This window comes from Sulfurirhabdus autotrophica, from assembly GCF_004346685.1.
GTDB lineage: Bacteria > Pseudomonadota > Gammaproteobacteria > Burkholderiales > SMCO01 > Sulfurirhabdus > Sulfurirhabdus autotrophica.
The window spans coordinates 106,536-123,955 of sequence record NZ_SMCO01000002.1 but is presented as its reverse complement, the minus strand read 5'-3'; the positions used below and the strand labels follow the sequence as shown (position 1 = coordinate 123,955).

The 17,420-nt window shown below is 47.8% G+C and carries 15 protein-coding genes; 8 read left to right on the top strand and 7 right to left on the bottom strand.

Annotation, left to right across the window (positions count from 1 at the left end):
- The first annotated feature begins 116 nt into the window (after positions 1 to 116).
- From EDC63_RS04795 to EDC63_RS04770, 6 genes are all read left to right on the top strand, one after another.
- A complete protein-coding gene (locus EDC63_RS04795) occupies positions 117 to 920 on the top strand; it encodes a CbbQ/NirQ/NorQ/GpvN family protein (RefSeq protein ID WP_124948350.1) in 804 nt (267 codons plus the stop codon).
- Positions 921 to 1,044: 124 nt separating this feature from the next.
- Positions 1,045 to 3,396: a nitric oxide reductase activation protein NorD gene (locus tag EDC63_RS04790; protein ID WP_124948349.1), complete on the top strand. Its 2,352-nt coding sequence runs from the start codon at positions 1,045 to 1,047 to the stop codon at positions 3,394 to 3,396.
- Entirely contained in the window at positions 3,393 to 5,477 is a 2,085-nt protein-coding gene (locus EDC63_RS04785) for a SulP family inorganic anion transporter (protein ID WP_124948348.1), read from the top strand. The genes EDC63_RS04790 and EDC63_RS04785 overlap by 4 nt, the downstream gene beginning before the upstream one ends.
- A gap of 61 nt (positions 5,478 to 5,538) precedes the next feature.
- The gene (locus EDC63_RS04780) at positions 5,539 to 7,611 is read left to right on the top strand and encodes a SulP family inorganic anion transporter (protein ID WP_132920894.1); all 2,073 of its coding nucleotides are present in this window, start codon (positions 5,539 to 5,541) and stop codon (positions 7,609 to 7,611) included.
- Entirely contained in the window at positions 7,611 to 8,573 is a 963-nt protein-coding gene (locus EDC63_RS04775; protein ID WP_124948347.1) for a class II fructose-bisphosphate aldolase, read from the top strand. The genes EDC63_RS04780 and EDC63_RS04775 overlap by 1 nt, the downstream gene beginning before the upstream one ends.
- Positions 8,570 to 9,568 carry an L-threonylcarbamoyladenylate synthase gene (locus tag EDC63_RS04770; RefSeq protein WP_124948346.1) on the top strand — a complete coding sequence of 333 codons (999 nt, stop codon included), beginning with the start codon at positions 8,570 to 8,572 and terminating at the stop codon, positions 9,566 to 9,568. Before EDC63_RS04775 ends, EDC63_RS04770 begins: the two co-directional genes overlap by 4 nt.
- Positions 9,569 to 9,661: 93 nt before the next feature.
- Here the strand turns inward: EDC63_RS04770 and EDC63_RS04765 are convergent, their stop codons facing one another.
- From EDC63_RS04765 to EDC63_RS04755, 3 genes are all read right to left on the bottom strand, one after another.
- A complete protein-coding gene (locus tag EDC63_RS04765; protein WP_124948345.1) occupies positions 9,662 to 10,756 on the bottom strand; it encodes a 5-(carboxyamino)imidazole ribonucleotide synthase in 1,095 nt (364 codons plus the stop codon).
- The gene (gene purE / locus EDC63_RS04760; protein ID WP_124948344.1) at positions 10,753 to 11,247 is read right to left on the bottom strand and encodes a 5-(carboxyamino)imidazole ribonucleotide mutase; all 495 of its coding nucleotides are present in this window, start codon (positions 11,245 to 11,247) and stop codon (positions 10,753 to 10,755) included. The genes EDC63_RS04765 and purE overlap by 4 nt, the downstream gene beginning before the upstream one ends.
- Before the next feature lie 550 nt (positions 11,248 to 11,797).
- Complete coding sequence (locus tag EDC63_RS04755) at positions 11,798 to 13,138, bottom strand: DEAD/DEAH box helicase (protein ID WP_124948343.1); 1,341 nt, start codon at positions 13,136 to 13,138, stop codon at positions 11,798 to 11,800.
- Between the two features lie 259 nt (positions 13,139 to 13,397).
- On the opposite strand from EDC63_RS04755, the gene EDC63_RS04750 reads away from it, so the two are divergent.
- Positions 13,398 to 13,985 carry a DUF938 domain-containing protein gene (locus EDC63_RS04750; RefSeq protein WP_124948342.1) on the top strand — a complete coding sequence of 196 codons (588 nt, stop codon included), beginning with the start codon at positions 13,398 to 13,400 and terminating at the stop codon, positions 13,983 to 13,985.
- Between the two features lie 118 nt (positions 13,986 to 14,103).
- Here EDC63_RS04750 and EDC63_RS04745 read toward each other — a convergent pair whose 3' ends face one another.
- The 4 genes from EDC63_RS04745 to EDC63_RS04730 form a co-directional block, all read right to left on the bottom strand.
- Positions 14,104 to 14,496: a hypothetical protein gene (locus tag EDC63_RS04745; protein WP_124948341.1), complete on the bottom strand. Its 393-nt coding sequence runs from the start codon at positions 14,494 to 14,496 to the stop codon at positions 14,104 to 14,106.
- Between the two features lie 146 nt (positions 14,497 to 14,642).
- Positions 14,643 to 15,491 carry a DUF3025 domain-containing protein gene (locus tag EDC63_RS04740; protein ID WP_124948340.1) on the bottom strand — a complete coding sequence of 283 codons (849 nt, stop codon included), beginning with the start codon at positions 15,489 to 15,491 and terminating at the stop codon, positions 14,643 to 14,645.
- Positions 15,492 to 15,510: 19 nt separating this feature from the next.
- Positions 15,511 to 16,218 carry a ferredoxin--NADP reductase gene (locus EDC63_RS04735; RefSeq protein ID WP_124948339.1) on the bottom strand — a complete coding sequence of 236 codons (708 nt, stop codon included), beginning with the start codon at positions 16,216 to 16,218 and terminating at the stop codon, positions 15,511 to 15,513.
- A 155-nt stretch (positions 16,219 to 16,373) separates the two neighbouring features.
- Positions 16,374 to 16,904 (bottom strand): hypothetical protein, encoded by a 531-nt coding sequence (locus EDC63_RS04730; protein WP_124948338.1) that lies wholly within the window; start codon positions 16,902 to 16,904, stop codon positions 16,374 to 16,376.
- A 128-nt stretch (positions 16,905 to 17,032) separates the two neighbouring features.
- Here EDC63_RS04730 and EDC63_RS04725 point away from each other — a divergent pair, with 128 nt between their 5' ends.
- Complete coding sequence (locus EDC63_RS04725; RefSeq protein ID WP_124948337.1) at positions 17,033 to 17,371, top strand: hypothetical protein; 339 nt, start codon at positions 17,033 to 17,035, stop codon at positions 17,369 to 17,371.
- The last annotated feature ends 49 nt before the right edge of the window (positions 17,372 to 17,420 follow it).

Below are 17,420 nucleotides of genomic sequence, written 5' to 3'. Positions count from 1 at the left end.
CATTATGTACTGCGAAATGCAGTCGGCAGTGGGTAAGCAGTAGCGAGAGGCGTCATTGAAGATGCCCCTGCTGCAAGTTGTCGACAGTTTTGCTGCCAACTTTAAAGGGAACCATCATGAATGACGTGATTAGCCAATACAGTGTTAAAGAACAACCTTACTACCGCTCAGTAACAGATGAAGTAGCGCTGTATGAAGCCGCCTACTCAGTCCGTATGCCGATGATGCTGAAAGGCCCTACCGGCTGTGGTAAAACACGCTTTGTTGAATACATGGCTTGGAAATTAGGCAAGCCGCTTATTACCGTAGCGTGTAACGAAGATATGACCGCCTCCGACCTGGTTGGCCGTTTTCTGCTGGATGCTTCCGGAACCCGCTGGCAAGATGGTCCGTTGGCCATTGCTGCGCGCCACGGAGCCATCTGCTATCTGGACGAGGTGGTCGAAGCACGCCAGGATACAACCGTTGTAATTCACCCACTGACTGATGCCCGCCGGGTGCTGCCACTCGAAAAGAAAGGCGAGTTAATTCAGGCGCACCCAGATTTTCAGTTGGTTATCTCCTATAACCCAGGCTACCAATCGCTGATGAAGGACTTAAAACAGTCTACTAAGCAGCGTTTTGGTGCACTGGATTTCAACTACCCTGACCATGAAATTGAAACCGAAATTGTCTCGCATGAGACAAGGGTTTCTCAAGACGTGGCCAGCAAGCTGGTATCGATCGCCGAGCGCGCTCGCAATTTGAAAGGACACGGCCTGGACGAAGGGATTTCCACTCGTATGTTGATCTACGCGGGCAGTTTGATTGCCAGTGGTGTGGATCCCATGTCTGCTTGCCGCATGACCCTGGTTCGCCCGATTACGGATGATCCTGATATGCGCGATGCGCTGGATGCAGCAGTAAGCACGTTCTTCTGAGTTTTGTATCGCGCAGGTGGGTTTTCCAAGGGTTTACCCACCTTAATGGGTCAGTTGCGTGTTTTGTATTTCTTACATTGCATACAACAACTCACTAAAGCAACACACCATCCGGAGCAGGATTATGTCGGTTGAACTTGAAAAATATCAGGATATTCTGGACGAACTTGGGGAGCATGCAGGCGAAGTGTTACGTGCCTCCTGGGGTGAAGCAGCACGCGTGTTCAGCCCACGTGGACTGGAAAACTATTATCTGCAAGGTGCTACCGGTTTAAAATCGTTAGGTCGTGGTACTGATCTGGTCGTGACATTTATTCAAAATGCACCTGCAGTTGCGCGCGAGCTAGGTGAAGACTCGGTGAGCGATCTGCTTGCCGCAGCAATCAAAATGTATTCCAAGACCAGCGCATCAGTGATTGCTGCCATTTTTGCTACCAGTCCTGTAGCTGCTGCACGCCTTGGTGATCCTGAGTTGTTTCGCGGATTTTTGCATTTGCTGGATACGCTGCTGGCGCAAGCGCCACGCGGAATTCGTCCGATGCTGGACCATCTTAGTACGCTGCTTGGTCAGCTTACATTGGGCGGGTTAAGGCGCTGGGCGTTGTGGGGTGCACAGGCCCATAAAACCAATTTTGATGGACAGCTTAAATATTTCAGCCTGGAAAGTCCTGAGTCTATCGGCGTGTTGCAAAAAGAACGCAAGGGGACCTTGTTCATCGATGTGCAGCGACGCATTGGTATGTATATGCGCGCCTTGTGGGGGCGTGATTTCTTTATGCGGCCAACCAGCGGTGACTTTGAGCAGCGCGAAGGTTATCGACCTTCAATTGACGGTTATATTATTCATTTACCCGATGCTTTCGATGATTTCGTATTTGATTCTTCTACTGGTGAAGAAGTACGCATACCCGGTATTGATCTTTACCGAGCCAGTGCAGCACATGCGGCATGCCATCAGGTATATACCACTGAGCAATTTGATAGCACCGGGCTTAGCGCATTGCAAGTTGTACTGATCGGGTTAATTGAAGATGCACGCATTGAAGGGTTGGCAGTAGCACAATTTCCGGGACTTAAGCAAACATGGTTGTCATTTCATACGGCCACCCCGCAAACTGGTGATAGTGCTGTGGGATTGATGGCGCGATTGGCACGCATTCTGTTGGACGAAGATTATCGTGATAATCACCCTTTGGTAATGCTTGGCTATCGCCTGTTCAGTGAAAACAAAGCGCAGCAAAATGTGACGGAATGGGTACGCGAAATGGGTATTCGCCTTGCGGAAGAAATGCAGGGCATGGGCGTGATTTATAGTCAGTCTAATGATGTGATTGATATTCTTTACCGCGATGACAATCAGTACATGTGGGAGTTCGAAGATATTCGTGAAGCCGGGCAAGTTGTTGCCGGTGTGACCACACAGCAAATCCGCAAGTACGTTAGCGTGATGGAAATGATTAACGCGATTGATGTGCCTGGCGCGGGTGATGATGCTAATGAAATTTGGGTGCTCAACAGCGAATTTTTTCGCGATGAGGAAACTACCAGTATCAACCAGCAGGAAGGTCGTGAGCCGCCACCTGATCCCTACCATTATCCGGAGTGGGATTATCAGATGCAATTGGACCGTCCCGACTGGTGCACGGTGCTGGAAAAGCGTGCTAAGCCCGGTGAACTGCAAATGATTGACGATATTGTGGTCAAGCACAAACCTATCGTTGCGCGGCTTAAATACCTGATTGAAGCTATGCAGCCGCAGGGTGTACAGCGTCTGCGCAAGCAGGAAGATGGCGATGAGATCGATATCAATGCCGCAGTACGCGCCATGATTGAAATGCGTATGGGTGAACAGCCTGATCCGCGCATCATGATTCGTAATGTACGCAAAGTGCGCGATCTTTCAGTGATGCTGCTGATTGATTTGTCCGAATCCACTAATGATGCCGTACTCGGTTCCGAAAGCACAGTGCTGGAATTAGCAAGGGAAGCGACGGTGTTATTGGCTGACGCCTTGGACAAGATCGGTGATCCATTTGCGATTCACGGCTTCGATTCCAATGGGCGTCACGATGTGGAATATTTTCGCTATAAAGATTTTGGCTCGCCTTATAACGATAAAGCAAAGTCTCGTCTGGCAGGCATGAGCGGGCAGCTTTCCACGCGTATGGGCGCTGCAATGCGTCATGCAGGATCGATTCTGAAACAGCAGCACAGCAGTAAAAAATTGCTGCTGGTGATAACAGATGGCGAACCTGCTGACAATGATGTGCGCGATCCACAATATCTGCGTTTTGATGCCAAAAAAGCAGTAGAGGAGCTAACACGTAACGGCGTTTCAACTTATTGCCTAAGCCTGGACCCTAGAGCTGATCAGTACGTATCGCGCATTTTTGGTGCCAAGAATTACATGGTGGTGGATCACGTTCAACGCTTGCCGGAGAAACTACCTATGCTTTATATGGGATTGACACGATGAATACCGAAAAGAAATCCATTTTGAAGACATTGTTTCCATTTTTAAGATGGTTTCCGCTCACTCAGGAAAAAATGCGTGCTGATCTGGTCGCCGGAATTACGGTGGCATTGATTCTGGTACCGCAAAGCATGGCTTATGCACAACTAGCGGGTTTGCCAGTAGTGTATGGGTTATATGCTTCCCTTCTGCCCGTGGTTATTGGGTCAATGTGGGGCTCATCCAACCAGTTGCACACCGGACCAGTAGCTATGCTGGCGCTGATTTCTGCCGTCACTATTGTCCCTTTTGCTACGCCTGGCAGTGATAAGTTTATTGAGCTTTCCCTTATGCTGGCACTGATGGTAGGCGTGTTGCGGCTGATACTTGGATTTCTTCGCCTGGGGGCGATGGTCAACCTTTTGTCCAGTCCGGTAGTTGTCGGTTTTACCAATGCCGCTGCGCTGATAATCGGGTTGTCCTTACTTGCCGAGGTGCTGAACGTGCCGTTTCCGCGCAGTGATGTGTTCATGGCTGACCTGTGGCGTGTTGTCGCCCAGATAGGGCAGGCACATTGGCCGACAATAGGGTTTGCTCTGGCTACGGCCGCAATCATGCTTGGTTTGCGGCGTTTTCTTCCACGTATTCCAGGTATTCTGGTTGCTGTGGTGATTACCACGCTGGCAAGTTGGGCTATCGGTTTCGAACGCAATCAGAGTGTGCAGGTATCGGCTGTAGGCAGTCCTCAAGCGCAGACAGAAATACTTATGTATGCTGAAACTGAAAAGCAGGTAAAGGCTCTGACAATACAGCTTTCTGACATCAACCAGCACCTGCGTGAATTGAAAAAAAGCGTGGACTCAGAAGAAGTTGAGTCAGGGCTAAATGCCCAGGCTGATCTGGCGCGGCGGAAAATCATCAAACTAAAGGCAGATAACAATCAACGCCGAGTTGAATTGCACGCGATCAAATTTAAACGCATCGAGCAAGCTGATGGGACTTATATGTTTATGGCTGACAGGCAAGAAGGAAAGTCGAATTGGCGCTTTGGCAAGATCAAAGATGGTCAGATTGTCTTTACTGGTGGTGGCCGCGTGGTAGGCAATATCCCAGTTGGTTTGCCGACATTTTCTGTACCTCATATCCATTGGGATCTGTTCATGGCGCTGTTGCCAGGAGCCTTGGTCATGGCGCTTATCGGTTTTCTGGAAGCGACTTCCATTTCCAAGGCAATTTCAGCTATGACGCGTGAAAAGATTAATCCTAGCCGTGAACTGATCGGTCAGGGTTTGGCTAATATCGTCGGCTCGTTCTTTCATTCCTTTGTCGTTAGTGGCTCTTTCTCCCGTTCGGCAGTAGCGGCGCGTATGGGGGCTCGCACCGGTATGTTCGCTATAGTGAGTGCGCTAGCGGTGGCGCTGGTATTGATGTTCTTTACTTCACTCCTGTATCACTTGCCACTGGCAGTGCTGGCAGTGATCGTGATGTTGTCGGTGTTCGACCTTATCAAAACACGTCCACTTTTTGTAGCGTGGAAAGTGGATAAACTGGGTGCGTTGACTGGAGTGATTACCTTTGTAGCTACGCTGGCAATGGCGCCAGCGATTGCCAATGGGGTGTTGATCGGGGTTGGGCTTACGGTGCTATTACTGCTGGTGCGACAGATGAAACCGCGTGCAGTCATGCTGGGGCAGTTGCCTGATGGCAGATTAAGTGACATGAAGGAGCATGCGCTGGCGCCCTTTAGCACTCACTTTGCTACAGTACGTTACGATGGCTCGCTGGACTTTCTGAACGCGGCACACTTTGAAGAGGTAATTTTGCGCGCACATGCTGAATTTCCTGATGCTAAAATGATATTGGTTATAGGGAATGGCATTAATAGTATTGACGCTTCAGGTGAGGAGAAAATACGCGAAATCGCCGAGTATATGAAAAAAGCGAATGTCAGCCTGGCATTCAGCAGTCTCAAACAGCCTGTTCGTGAAAAATTTGAGCGTGCAGGTTTGCCGGACCTGTTAGGTGAAGAAAACATATTTAAATCCAGGGAGACTGCATTTCAGGCATTGCAGTCGCGTTTTTCCGGGATACCCGCTGCAGGATAATGCTGTGCAGTTGCTAAATTACCCCGCATGATTTTCTGTTGAACAGTCAGGGAGAAATTGCGTGACTAGTACTTTTAAAAAAGTATTCCCGTTTTTGCGTTGGCTCCCGCTTAGTCGGGAAACCTTACGCGCAGATATCATCGCCGGGGTGACAGTAGCACTGGTACTGATACCTCAGTCCATGGCCTATGCTCAACTTGCCGGAATGCCGGCTTATTACGGTCTGTACGCCGCTTTCCTGCCTGTTATGGTGGGTGCTTTGTGGGGCTCATCAAGTCAGCTGGCAACTGGACCAGTGGCTGTTGTATCTTTACTGACGGCTTCTGCATTAGCACCATTAGCAGCTGTGGGGACGGAACAGTTCATCGCTCTGGCTATTCTGCTCGCATTTCTGGTGGGGGTGGTTCAGCTGAGTCTGGGTGTATTTCGACTGGGTGCCCTCGTCAATCTTATTTCACACCCGGTCATTATCGGGTTCATGAATGCTGCTGCCATTATTATTGGTTTGTCTCAGCTCAATAAGCTCATAGGGGTCTCGATGAGCCGAAGCGATCATTTCTTGAATGATATTTGGGGCGTAGTACAGCAGTTGGGCGATACACATCTGCCCACTTTATTCATGGGAGTGGGCGCGCTTACTCTGATGTTGTTACTTAAACGTTATGCGCCAAAATTACCAGGCGTGCTGATCACGGTTGCCATTACGACCCTGGTGAGTTGGAGTATGGGTTTCGAGAGTAAAATGAGTACGGAAGTCAGCCACTTTTCAGCGCCTGAAATACGCTCGGAAGTACAAACCTATCTAAGTGTAGAAGCGGAGATAACTGAACTTGAAAAATCGCTGGTTGAGCAACGGTCAGTGATTAAAAAATCTGGGAATGGCCAGGTTGCACGTACTGTTGACATGGCTACTGTGGATTACCGCCGCGATCTGATTGAACTGACACTGACTGATAGGAGAAAGGAAAACAGGAAACGTTTTCAGGCGTTGCGCCGCCACATGTTCGCTTCCTCAGTCGATAATCTGGGGAATGTTAAACTCTCACTACAAGGCCCTGGCGCTGCTTCGTCTGAACAATGGCGCATCAGCAAGATAGATGCAAAGGGCGTGCATCTTGTAGTAGGAGGTGAAGTGGTCGGGAATGTTCGTCCTGGCCTGCCAACTCTGGCAATGCCTCATTTTGACTGGGACAGCATTAGTGCCTTGTTGTCTGCAGCGTTGGTGATTTCCCTGGTGGCTTTTATGGAAGCGATTTCTATCGCAAAGGCAATGGCAGCAAAAACTCGCGAGCGTATTGATCCCAATCGGGAGCTGATCGGGCAGGGGTTAGCCAATATTACTGCCAGTTTTAGTCAGTCTTTCCCAGTCAGTGGCTCATTCTCGCGTTCAGCAGTCAATATTGGTGCTGGAGCGGTTACTGGATTGTCCTCCGTTTTTTCAGGGCTGCTGGTATTGATCACGTTATTGTTTCTAACCCCGTTACTGTATCACCTGCCACAGGCTGTGCTGGCTGCCATCATCATGCTGGCGGTGATAGGATTGATTAACTTCAAAGCGATGCACCATGCCTGGAAAACCCAGCATCATGATGGAACCGCAGCGATAGTGACATTTATTGCAACGCTGTTTTTTGCGCCTCACCTTGATATGGGTATATTGGTGGGGGCTGGTGTGGCGATTTCTTTGTTTATGCTACGTCAGATGGAACCGCGTGCAGTGATCCTGGGCCGTCTTCAGGACGGACGTCTGGGTGATATCAAGACTCATCATGTGACACCAGTCAGCTCAAATTTTGTAGCCTTGCGTTACGATGGTTCACTGGATTTTGTGAATGCCGTACATTTTGAAGATGTGATTCTGAAGGCCCGCGCTGATTACCCAGATGCAAAGGCAATCCTGGTGGTGGGTGAGGGTATTAACAGTATCGATGCGTCCGGTGAAGAAAAAATCCGCGAAATAACACAATATCTGAAAGCCGCGAATGTCACACTCGCGTTCAGCAGTCTTAAAAAGCCCGTTCGAGAAACTTTTGACCGCGCCGGATTAACGCAACTCGAAGGAGAGGAAAACCTGTTCAGTTCGAGTGAAGTTGCTTTGCAAATGTTGAATGCCAGATTTTTGGGAGATAAGTAATGCCATTGGTTGATATGAAAGACATGCTTAGCCACGCCTATAGTCATGGATATGCAGTGGGCGCATTTGGCGTAGCTGGTTGGGATATTTTGGAAGGTGTCGTGGAAGCTGCAGAGAGTATGCGCGCCCCGATAATTTTGAGTGTTTCTAAATCTTATCCTGGTACGGATAATATTGAATCATTGGCACGGGCAGTGATAGAAATGGGGCAGCGTGCGTCTATTCCTGTTGCTTTTCAGATTGAGGTGGAAGATACACTCGAAGCTGCACAAGCAGCCATTGAGATGGGTTGTGGCGGGGTGGTTTTTAATGCCTCTACTCGTCCGTTACCTGAAAATGTGTCGTTCACTCAAAAAGTAGTCGGTTTGGCAGAGCCGCATGGCGTAATGGTAGTGGGGCAGGTTGGGCAGCTTGAAAGCGAACAGGCAAATGATGGAGGGGAGTCTTCCCCGGTTGGATCGACGTCTCCTCTCGAAGCCAAATACTATGTGGAGCGTGCTGGTGTGGGATGTCTGGCTGTATCAGTCAACCGTATGAACAGCGGCGGTAATAAATACGATTTCACCCGACTTTCGAAAATTAATCAAGCCGTGGGTATTCCTCTGGGGATACATGACAGTGTTGGTTTTACTGACGATCAACTGCGCCGCATGATCGGATTTGGCGCAGCCAAGGTAAACTATAGCACCACATTGCTGGATATTGCAGCAAAGCGTATCCGGGAAAATGCGCTTGCCGGTGTTGAAGGGTACGCCGCTACTATGGCTGGAGTGCGCGATGTGGTGCGACAAGAAGTGGAGCGTTGCATCAAGGTATGGGGCAGCGGAGGTCGCGCAGCAGAAGTATTGCTGCAATGCAAGCTACATGAACCTGTCTCAGCAAAGTCGTTAGCTGATGCTGGTAAAGCAAAAACTGGTGCTACAGAAAAAATAAAGCCGATTTTTGGCAGATTGGTGCCTTGAAAACAGAGACTATTTCACAGGATGCAATACACACCGCTGTTGAGTTGCTGCGTTCCGGTGAAATAGTCGCGTTCCCTACAGAGACAGTGTACGGGTTAGGAGCTGATGCTGCCAACCCGTTGGCTTTGCGTCGGGTATTTGAAGCCAAGGGACGACCAGTCGATCACCCGCTTATTGTTCATATTGCAGATTCTTCCCAATTGTCTGGCTGGGCACGAGATATCCCGGATGAAGCGTGGCAACTTGCAGAATCATTCTGGCCGGGGCCATTAACCCTGATATTGCAGAGGCATAATCGGGTATTGAACGAAGTTACCGGTGGGCAGGATACTGTCGGCTTGCGTGTCCCGGATCATCCCGTTGCAGCTGCATTGCTGCGGGAGTTTGGTGGAGGTGTTGCGGCGCCTTCGGCAAACCGTTTTGGCCGGGTGAGTCCTACCAAGGCCCAACATGTGCGCGATGAGCTGGGTGCCCAAGTGAGTATGGTGCTGGATGGTGGTCCATGCCGCGTTGGAGTGGAATCTTCGATAATCAGTTTGGTAACTGGCAGAGCAGTGTTGTTAAGACCTGGTGGAGTTCTGGTTTCAGCTATGGAAGACGTGCTTCGGCAGTCTATAGCAATAACCCAGCCGATTGGGCATGAAGTACGTGTTCCAGGGGCATTGGCTTCCCACTATGCACCGGTAACTCCGCTAGAGCTACATGCGACGGAAGTGTTGTGGCAAAGAGTATTCCAACTCTCAACTGAAGGAAGCAAGGTAGTTATACTGGGATTGGGTGATGCAGGTGGAGATAAAACAGGGGATTTTGCCCTTGTGCCTATGCCCGTGCAGGCTGATGAATATGCACGAGTACTTTATTCGACGCTACGCAGCCTGGATAGTGCAGGGTTCGATTTTCTGCTTATTGAAGCTCCGCCTGATACATCCCCCTGGCTTGCGGTCAGGGACAGATTGCGGCGCGCCGCTCAGGGAACGCTACAGATGTCAACGTGATTGCTGTGATATGAAAGATGAGCTTTAATTTACACGGTAACTTGTGCGTTACCGCCAGTTGATTGTTTTACCGCTTTATATTGCCCTTCTTACTCAGATTTTGATCTCCGGTTGAGCAAGTGTCAGTAACTGGTTGATTCCTTCAGCTAACATTTTTTCATTTTGTGCCCGAAGCGTAGCGTGGCCAAGCTTGCGTCCGGGACGCGCTTCTTTTCCATAGTCATGTAAATGTGCCCCAGGCAGTGCCAGCACTTGTTCAGGTTTGGGGATCGTGCCAATAAAGTTCACCATGGCAACGTATCCCACAGGAGTTGTCGCGCCTAGCGGTAATCCCAAAATAGCCCGTAGATGGTTTTCAAACTGGCTAGTCTCGGCCCCTTCGATAGTCCAATGACCTGAGTTGTGCACCCGAGGTGCCATTTCGTTAGCGAGCAGTGTTTCGCCTACCTGGAATAGTTCAAGAGCAAGCACACCAACATAATTCAGTGAATCCAGCAATCGTTTTGCATAGTTTTGTGCTTGTTGCTGCATTGGGTCATCAGGGCGGCTTGTTGAAAGCAGTAAAACCCCATCGCGATGGGTGTTTTCTGATATAGGGTAAAATTTTGTTTCGCCATGAAGCCCGCGTACAGCTATGACAGATATTTCCCGGTCAAAAGGTATATATCCTTCCAATATGAGCGGCATGCTGCCCAGTTGTTTCCAGGCAGTATCCAGATCGGCCGGACTACGTAATACCGTTTGCCCCTTGCCATCGTAACCCAGTGTTCGGGTCTTGAGTACAGCAGGTAAGCCGATTTCGGCTACTGCGTTTTCCAGGTCGCTTCGAGAATTAACTTCCGCAAAGGGGGCTGTCGGGATGCCGAGTTCACGGAACATAGTCTTCTCACGCATCCGGTCTCTGGCGATGGCAAGTGTATGGTGACTTGGGTGAACTGCAGTGTGTTCAGCGAGGTATTTAATGCTCTCCTGAGGCACGTTTTCAAATTCGTATGTGACAACATCTGCCCGTTTGGCAAGATCGGCAAGCAGGGCTCGGTCGTTATAATTGCCGCATAAATGTGCGCCTAATGGCGCAGCGCTGGCATCCGGCACAGGGTCGAGAATGAGGAATTCAAAATCCAGTGGATAGCCGGCCAAAGCCAGCATGCGCGCAAGCTGGCCGCCACCGACGATACCTACGATCATGCACCCTCCCTTGGGTCGGGTCGAGCAAGCACTGCCTCTGTCTGATTTCGCCTGAATTCGGCCAATGTTACGCGGATATCAGGATATTTGTTGCCAAGAATGCTTGCAGCAAAGAGTGCCGCATTAATTGCCCCTGCCTTGCCGATGGCGAGCGTACCAACTGGCACGCCAGCAGGCATCTGTACGATAGAAAGCAAGGAATCAAGTCCGTTGAGCATCTGGGACTGTACGGGTATGCCCAGCACGGGGAGCGCCGTCTTGGCGGCTGCCATACCCGGCAAATGAGCAGCACCACCAGCTCCCGCGATGATGACTTCCAAGCCCCTCTCTTCTGCACTGGCGACATATTCAAATAGCAAATCCGGTGTGCGATGGGCGGACACTACTTGCACTTCATGTGGAATGTTTAACCTGTCCAAGGTTTGCGCAGTGTGTTGTAGTGTTTCCCAATCCGAGACAGATCCCATGATCAGACCGACAAGTGGTTGCATGATTTTTCCTAAAAGTAACTCTATCGTTTTTATTTGGCGTATTTATATATTACTCAGAACTGCAGTCATTCGGAAATTAATGACGCGGCTTCTAAACAAGCAACGGTTGCGAAAGCCTTCAATCTCAAATTAATAGAAGCGTGCATCTCAGAGGCTGGATTGTTGGTGTGAATTATGAAGTTGATATGTAATTAATAAAAGTTAAATATATTTACGGTAATGATTTACTTATATTAAATTATTTAAAGAATTGCCTAAATTACTTCATCAAACTCAGAGGCATGAAATACAGACAGATGGGTTTAATGCGTGAACATATAAAAAAACGGAGCAACTATCAGGTTTTGTGAATAATCAGGATGGTTAGATCCACCTGATGGAAAAAAATTGTCTTTAAGCTTTGAGCAAAGATAGTACAGTAAAAGACGTGGTAATTATTATATAGAACCCGCTATCATCAAGGAACTGTCACCCACCACACCATTACAATAGTTTTCATGAAAAACTTGTATTAAAGCGCGGCGGGAGATTAATGGCATAACTGTACTGGTTAGCGCCCTCGGCCTGCAGGCCTGCGGGTTGCAGCTGGTTTTGCACTTCCAAATCCGCCGCCTCCCGCCTTGGCTGGGCCTGTATTGGATCTGGCCTGTCCTTGAGATGCAGGTTTGCTGCTGGAACGGCCTCGTGGCTGACCACGTCCAGGCAGCCCACTTCTGCCATTCTGGATAGGTTCCGGTTTGGCATTGCGGTCAGGCTCAAAACCGGGAACTACTTCTTCAGGCAGTTCACGTTTGAGCAGTCTTTCAATATCGGATTGCAACTTGATTTCGTCTACGCAAACCAGTGATACCGCTTCACCCGTCTGCCCCGCGCGCCCTGTACGACCAATACGGTGTACATAATCTTCTGGTACGTTAGGAAGTTCGTAATTTACAACATGCGGCAGGTCGGCGATGTCGATACCCCTTGCCGCAATATCGGTTGCAACCAAAACCTGCAAGCTTCCATCCTTAAATTCTGCCAGCGCGCGGGTACGTGCAGATTGGCTCTTGTTGCCGTGAATAGCGAGTGAATTAATACCATTCTTGGTTAAATATTCGGCTAACTGGTTTGCACCATGTTTGGTTCGCGTAAATACCAGAACCTGATGCCAGTTATTTTCCTTAATGAGATGGGCTAGCAGAGGACGTTTTTTATCGCGATCGACCGGATATACCTTGTGCGAAATCTTGTCAGCCGTAGCATTGCGTTTTGCTACTTCGATCATTGCCGGTTTGTTGAGTAAACCATCAGCCAGCGCCTTGATTTCATCAGAGAACGTTGCAGAAAACAGCAGGTTCTGTCGATGTTTAGGCAACAATGCCAGTACTTTTTTGATATCACGAATGAAGCCCATATCCAGCATACGATCTGCTTCATCCAGCACCAGAATTTTAATGTGCGAGAGATCAAGGGTTTTTTGCTGCACATGGTCCAGCAGGCGCCCAGGTGTAGCAACCAGAATGTCTACACGGCTTCTCAGACGGCTGATCTGGGGGTTGATGTTCACGCCGCCAATCATTACCATCGAGTTCAGTTTCAGGTATTTACCATATTCACGCACGCTTTCTTCAACTTGCGCAGCAAGTTCACGAGTAGGAATCAGAATCAGTGCCTGAATGGGTGGGCGACCTTCTGAAGGGCCTTTGGCCGCATTAGTGGTCAGTAAATGCAATATTGGCAGTACAAAACCTGCAGTTTTGCCGGTACCGGTTTGCGCGCCAGCCAACAGATCGCCACCAGATAAAATGGCGGGAATCGCTTGTGACTGAATAGGGGTTGGGACGGTGTAGCCACGTTCGGTGACAGCACGGACAATTTCTTCGGACAAGCCGAGGGTAGCGAAAGACATATAACTCCGGGAATAACATCGGCCTGTCGCCGTTGTCGGCGCCAGTCTTAGGCAGACGGATAAAAATGTGAAGGGCCAGGTTGGCCAGAGACGAGAAGACTGAAAGCAAACGTCTCAAGCCAGCATTTTAGCAGACTGCAGGGTTTATTTATTATTTATTTAATGCATTGATAGACAATGAAATTTTAATGCGGCTTAGGTACTGTGGCTTCCACATGTAAAATATCTAAATTTTTTATGATTTGTTAAGGTGATTGATATGAAGCCCTATTCTGAATCCTGTGAGCGTAATCAGGCGCATATTCTTGAAATACTGACCCCCTTGTTTGCTGATAGAACACGTGTGTTGGAAATTGCCAGCGGCACAGGCCAACACGCCGTTTATTTTGGTCAAGCATTACCCCATTTAATTTGGCAGACAAGTGAATTGGAGGAAAATCATGCCGGGATTCGCGCTTGGCTTGCAGAATCAGTGTTGGATAATGTGTTGCTGCCAATTGCATTGGATGTGAATGATAGTCAGTGGTCGCTGGATAAAGTGGACGCTGTATTTAATGCGAATACGGTTCATATTGTTTCATGGCAGGAAGTAGAAAGAATGTTTGAAAACATAGGCAAAATCCTGGAACCAGGCGGAATTTTATGTCTCTATGGTCCGTTTAATTACAACGGTCAATATACTTCTGAAAGCAATGCACGTTTTGATGACTGGTTGAAAGGCAGAAACGCTAAAAGTGCAATTAGGGATTTTGAAGCAGTGAATAAACTGGCTGAATCTCAAGGCATGGTTTTGGTGCAAGATGAAGCGATGCCAGCAAATAATCGAATTCTGGCTTGGAAAAAGTAAAGGGGAGTAATGGGTGATGTTACATGCCGCATCACCAGTACGCAGTTTTATTGGACAAACCATTTTAATGCAACAGGCTGCGATTGATAAAGCAAGTAATCATAGCCTGTGTATTTAATTAATAACCTGTTTTCTCGCTTTCAGGCATATCGGTTTTTTCACCGAAAAAATTCCATAACAAATGTGCAACAACTTCCGGTGCAATCACTGTGTGGGTGTTTTTTGTTTCCTGCAGGCGGTTGCGGAGCGATTTGCGCAAATCAGGGTTGCCGGTAAGATCAAAAATAATATCCACTTTATCACCTAAATTGATGACATCCAGTGCGTTTTCAAAAACTGGCACTTTGCTGTGAGCGAATCCCATGGCAACCGGAGAGTCGATATGGCGCGTGGATACTGCTACGATTTCTACGTTGATATGCTGTTCTTGAATTTTTTCAAGGAAGTTTTCGGCAAATGTTTCTCCGACACTACCCAAGCCCAATAAGGCAACATTGACTTTATTGCTCATGCTCAAAACTCCTCAGATATTATTAGTAGTGAATTTGTGTGTTGAGAATAGCTGAACACAAGATGTGTTGCAAGCATAAGAGGGGCTAAATCCAGGAAAAACGGTTTCTGGAATTAAAAAGATGAAATGCTTCTGTGATTGGGTTTTCAGGCGCGTTGTGATGAGTTGTTCAATCTGCCTGGCCGAAAATAATCAGAGTTGTCATAATATTTTTCAGATTCATTTTCTATTGACCATCCTGGCATTCCGAGTAATGGGACTGGGGAGAGCGCTTGCGGGGCGGTGAGCTTGCTTTCATCTGACAAAATGGCCGCAATTTTCCCGTCCAGTTCTATAACTTGTTCAGTGACAGGCTTGTCAAAAAAAAGCTTGTCTACTTTTACGAGCAATCCTTTCCCGGTCATTCCGGTGTATGGGTGTAAAGCTTTTTCATAGAGAGAATGTCCAAAGAGAAATAATTTCATGCCGGAGGGAATGGCAGAGCGTTGCTCCCAAAATAATGTTTTCCACTGAAAATCTTTTAGTAAGTTTGCTAGGTTTTCATCGGAATAGGCGACAACGACTCCGCTCTCATCAAACAATGTAATAGCATCCTGAGCCTTTGGTCGATTGTTTTCACTCGCTTCAGTTCCATTTCTTAATCGGAAAGCGGCGTAGTGACGTGCATTAATAATGGCTTTAGCTTTGGGGAAGGCCAGCCAAACTAACGAATTGAACAGGTCATGCCAGTTATGGGTGCGAGTCTGAACTTCACCAGTCAGAAAAATTCTTGGTTCATATTTCTCGGAAAACTGCAGCGGTTTTTGGCCTTGTGGGACAAATTGGATGGGCTGGCCATTCTGGTTGGAAATGGCTTTTTCAGTTGTATGTAATAGCTGCTGATAGTCCTGCAGATGTGGCCATGTAGTATGTTTCATGAAGCTGGAAGCAATCGCGTACAGTGGCTCAAACATGGGGGAGCGTGAAAGAAATTGCGGGTCCCATATTTGCTTCATATCTTTCAGGAAACCTGTGTTACCACCATTTTTCATACACAATCCGGCTTTCCGGTACGCCGATATTTTTCAATTCGGTCACAACATCTTCGATCATTAATTGCGGGCCGCAAAGATAATACATGGTCTCGTGTGACAGACCAGCTTGCTTCAGTAATTCACTGTCAATACGGCCAGTTCGTCCTTGCCAGTTTTCCTGATCTGGCTGGGTAACAGTGATAAGACTCTGAATATGGGGATTATGAGTTTCAATTTGCTGCAAATCTGTGCGGAAGAGAAATTCGTCCGCAGTGGGGATGCTGTAAACCAATGTGGCGTCAACTTCAAGTGCCGCATCATCAACAAAACGAAGAATGCTCATGAGCGGTGTTACACCGACCCCCGCACCAATCAGGACAATTTTTTCTCCCATGCCTGGAACATAAACGAATACACCCTGACCCGTTGAAACCGTGACAGTGTCGCCTTCCTGAGCCTGTTCATACATGAAACGCGTCACTGGATGGCGTGCGCCTTGTTTGATTGCCAGCTCAAAAGTGCCTTTTTTGAGCGGAGATGACGTCATGGAATAGCCTCCGGTTTCCACTTTGCCTTCTATCTCTACAGATAAATCAATCCATTGCCCGGCCAGGAATTGGAATGCCTGTTGACCATAATCCAATGTGAAGGACTTGATAGTAGGTGTTTCTTGCTTAATAGAAGCAATGCGAACAATAAACTTCTGCAATCTGTATCCTTTTTATGGGGGGGGCAGGGGTCTCCCTGCATTGTCTAGATTGGGGATTATATCAGCCAGCTCAGCTGGTGGGCATTTTAGGTGATTTGGAAGTGAAGTTCTGTGATTTCGTGAAACATGGTGACATCAACAAAAAGCGAAACAGGCTAGGGTTTGCCATAATCCAGCGGCCAGCGAGACGCCATGTATTCGATAACATTCTGGCTGAGATTGTTTGATGCATAGGTCCAGATCACATTGCTTTGATCCAACTTGTTTAATTTTTTGTATTTGATATTGACGTTTTGAACGGGTAACTCGTTTTGATGATACGCTTTGATCTCTTCAATATCTGCATCTGTATTGAAAAACAACCATTCTGTAATAAATGCATTTTGCTGTTGATTCAACTGATGGCATATCTCATCTTCAACAGGAATAGGCATGGCTAACTTTGGCGCGCTCAAAGAATAATTAAATTTCCACCCACCATAGATGTCCAGTCCATCAGTAACAAAAAAAGCGGGATTTTCAAGCGAAAAGAAATTTGCAAGCTTGAAAAATGCGGAGGGAAAGGCGGCATCGTGGTAACCAATCCACCAGCCAAAAACATGATTATCCATTTCAATGTAGGTAACTGCGCATAACAGACCGGCACCTCTGGGTGTAAACGCAATATAAGTTTGTGGTGTGGTCATGTTATTGATGTCAATGAAAACAGTCCGTGAATGGATGATCCTTATTTAAAAATAGATCATTTTTGATGGATATCAATGAACATGATGGTGATGTCTATAATAGAAAAAATGGTTAAGGATAAAGTGGCATGAGATTCACCTCGAATTGGGTTCCGCCAATTGAAGGTGTTGAAGAGACCAATGAAGTCAAATATGTGTGGTCTGTGCTACCTGCAAAACGAGTGGGTGCACGGTTGATACCGTCTCTTATGATGCGGCGAGGCGCAATGTATGTCGAAAACAGGTCAAATCTTACCGGTGCTGATTTAAAATTTAACGAACAGGAACGATCAAGTCAGGGGCGTCGTCAGTATTGCCGCAGGGTCGGTGATGCTCAAATATTACTGGATACTCGCGCTCAAGGTGATCGGCGGCGACAAAAAAGTAGGCAGACTGATTTCTCCACTTCCATTGAAATAGCGGGATAAAGGGTGGGTATGTAATCTATCTGTAACATGATGCTTGCCGAAATAAGGC

Bases quoted from the DNA above. Each gene is read 5' to 3' on its own strand.
- EDC63_RS04795 (WP_124948350.1), top strand. From the start codon at position 117: ATGAATGACGTGATTAGCCAATACAGTGTTAAAGAACAACCTTACTAC.
- EDC63_RS04790 (WP_124948349.1), top strand. From the start codon at position 1,045: ATGTCGGTTGAACTTGAAAAATATCAGGATATTCTGGACGAACTTGGG.
- EDC63_RS04785 (WP_124948348.1), top strand. From the start codon at position 3,393: ATGAATACCGAAAAGAAATCCATTTTGAAGACATTGTTTCCATTTTTA.
- EDC63_RS04775 (WP_124948347.1), top strand. From the start codon at position 7,611: ATGCCATTGGTTGATATGAAAGACATGCTTAGCCACGCCTATAGTCAT.
- EDC63_RS04765 (WP_124948345.1), bottom strand. From the start codon at position 10,756: ATGATCGTAGGTATCGTCGGTGGCGGCCAGCTTGCGCGCATGCTGGCT.
- purE (WP_124948344.1), bottom strand. From the start codon at position 11,247: ATGCAACCACTTGTCGGTCTGATCATGGGATCTGTCTCGGATTGGGAA.
- EDC63_RS04755 (WP_124948343.1), bottom strand. From the start codon at position 13,138: ATGTCTTTCGCTACCCTCGGCTTGTCCGAAGAAATTGTCCGTGCTGTC.
- EDC63_RS04750 (WP_124948342.1), top strand. From the start codon at position 13,398: ATGAAGCCCTATTCTGAATCCTGTGAGCGTAATCAGGCGCATATTCTT.
- EDC63_RS04745 (WP_124948341.1), bottom strand. From the start codon at position 14,496: ATGAGCAATAAAGTCAATGTTGCCTTATTGGGCTTGGGTAGTGTCGGA.
- EDC63_RS04740 (WP_124948340.1), bottom strand. From the start codon at position 15,491: ATGAAGCAAATATGGGACCCGCAATTTCTTTCACGCTCCCCCATGTTT.
- EDC63_RS04730 (WP_124948338.1), bottom strand. From the start codon at position 16,904: ATGACCACACCACAAACTTATATTGCGTTTACACCCAGAGGTGCCGGT.
- EDC63_RS04725 (WP_124948337.1), top strand. From the start codon at position 17,033: ATGAGATTCACCTCGAATTGGGTTCCGCCAATTGAAGGTGTTGAAGAG.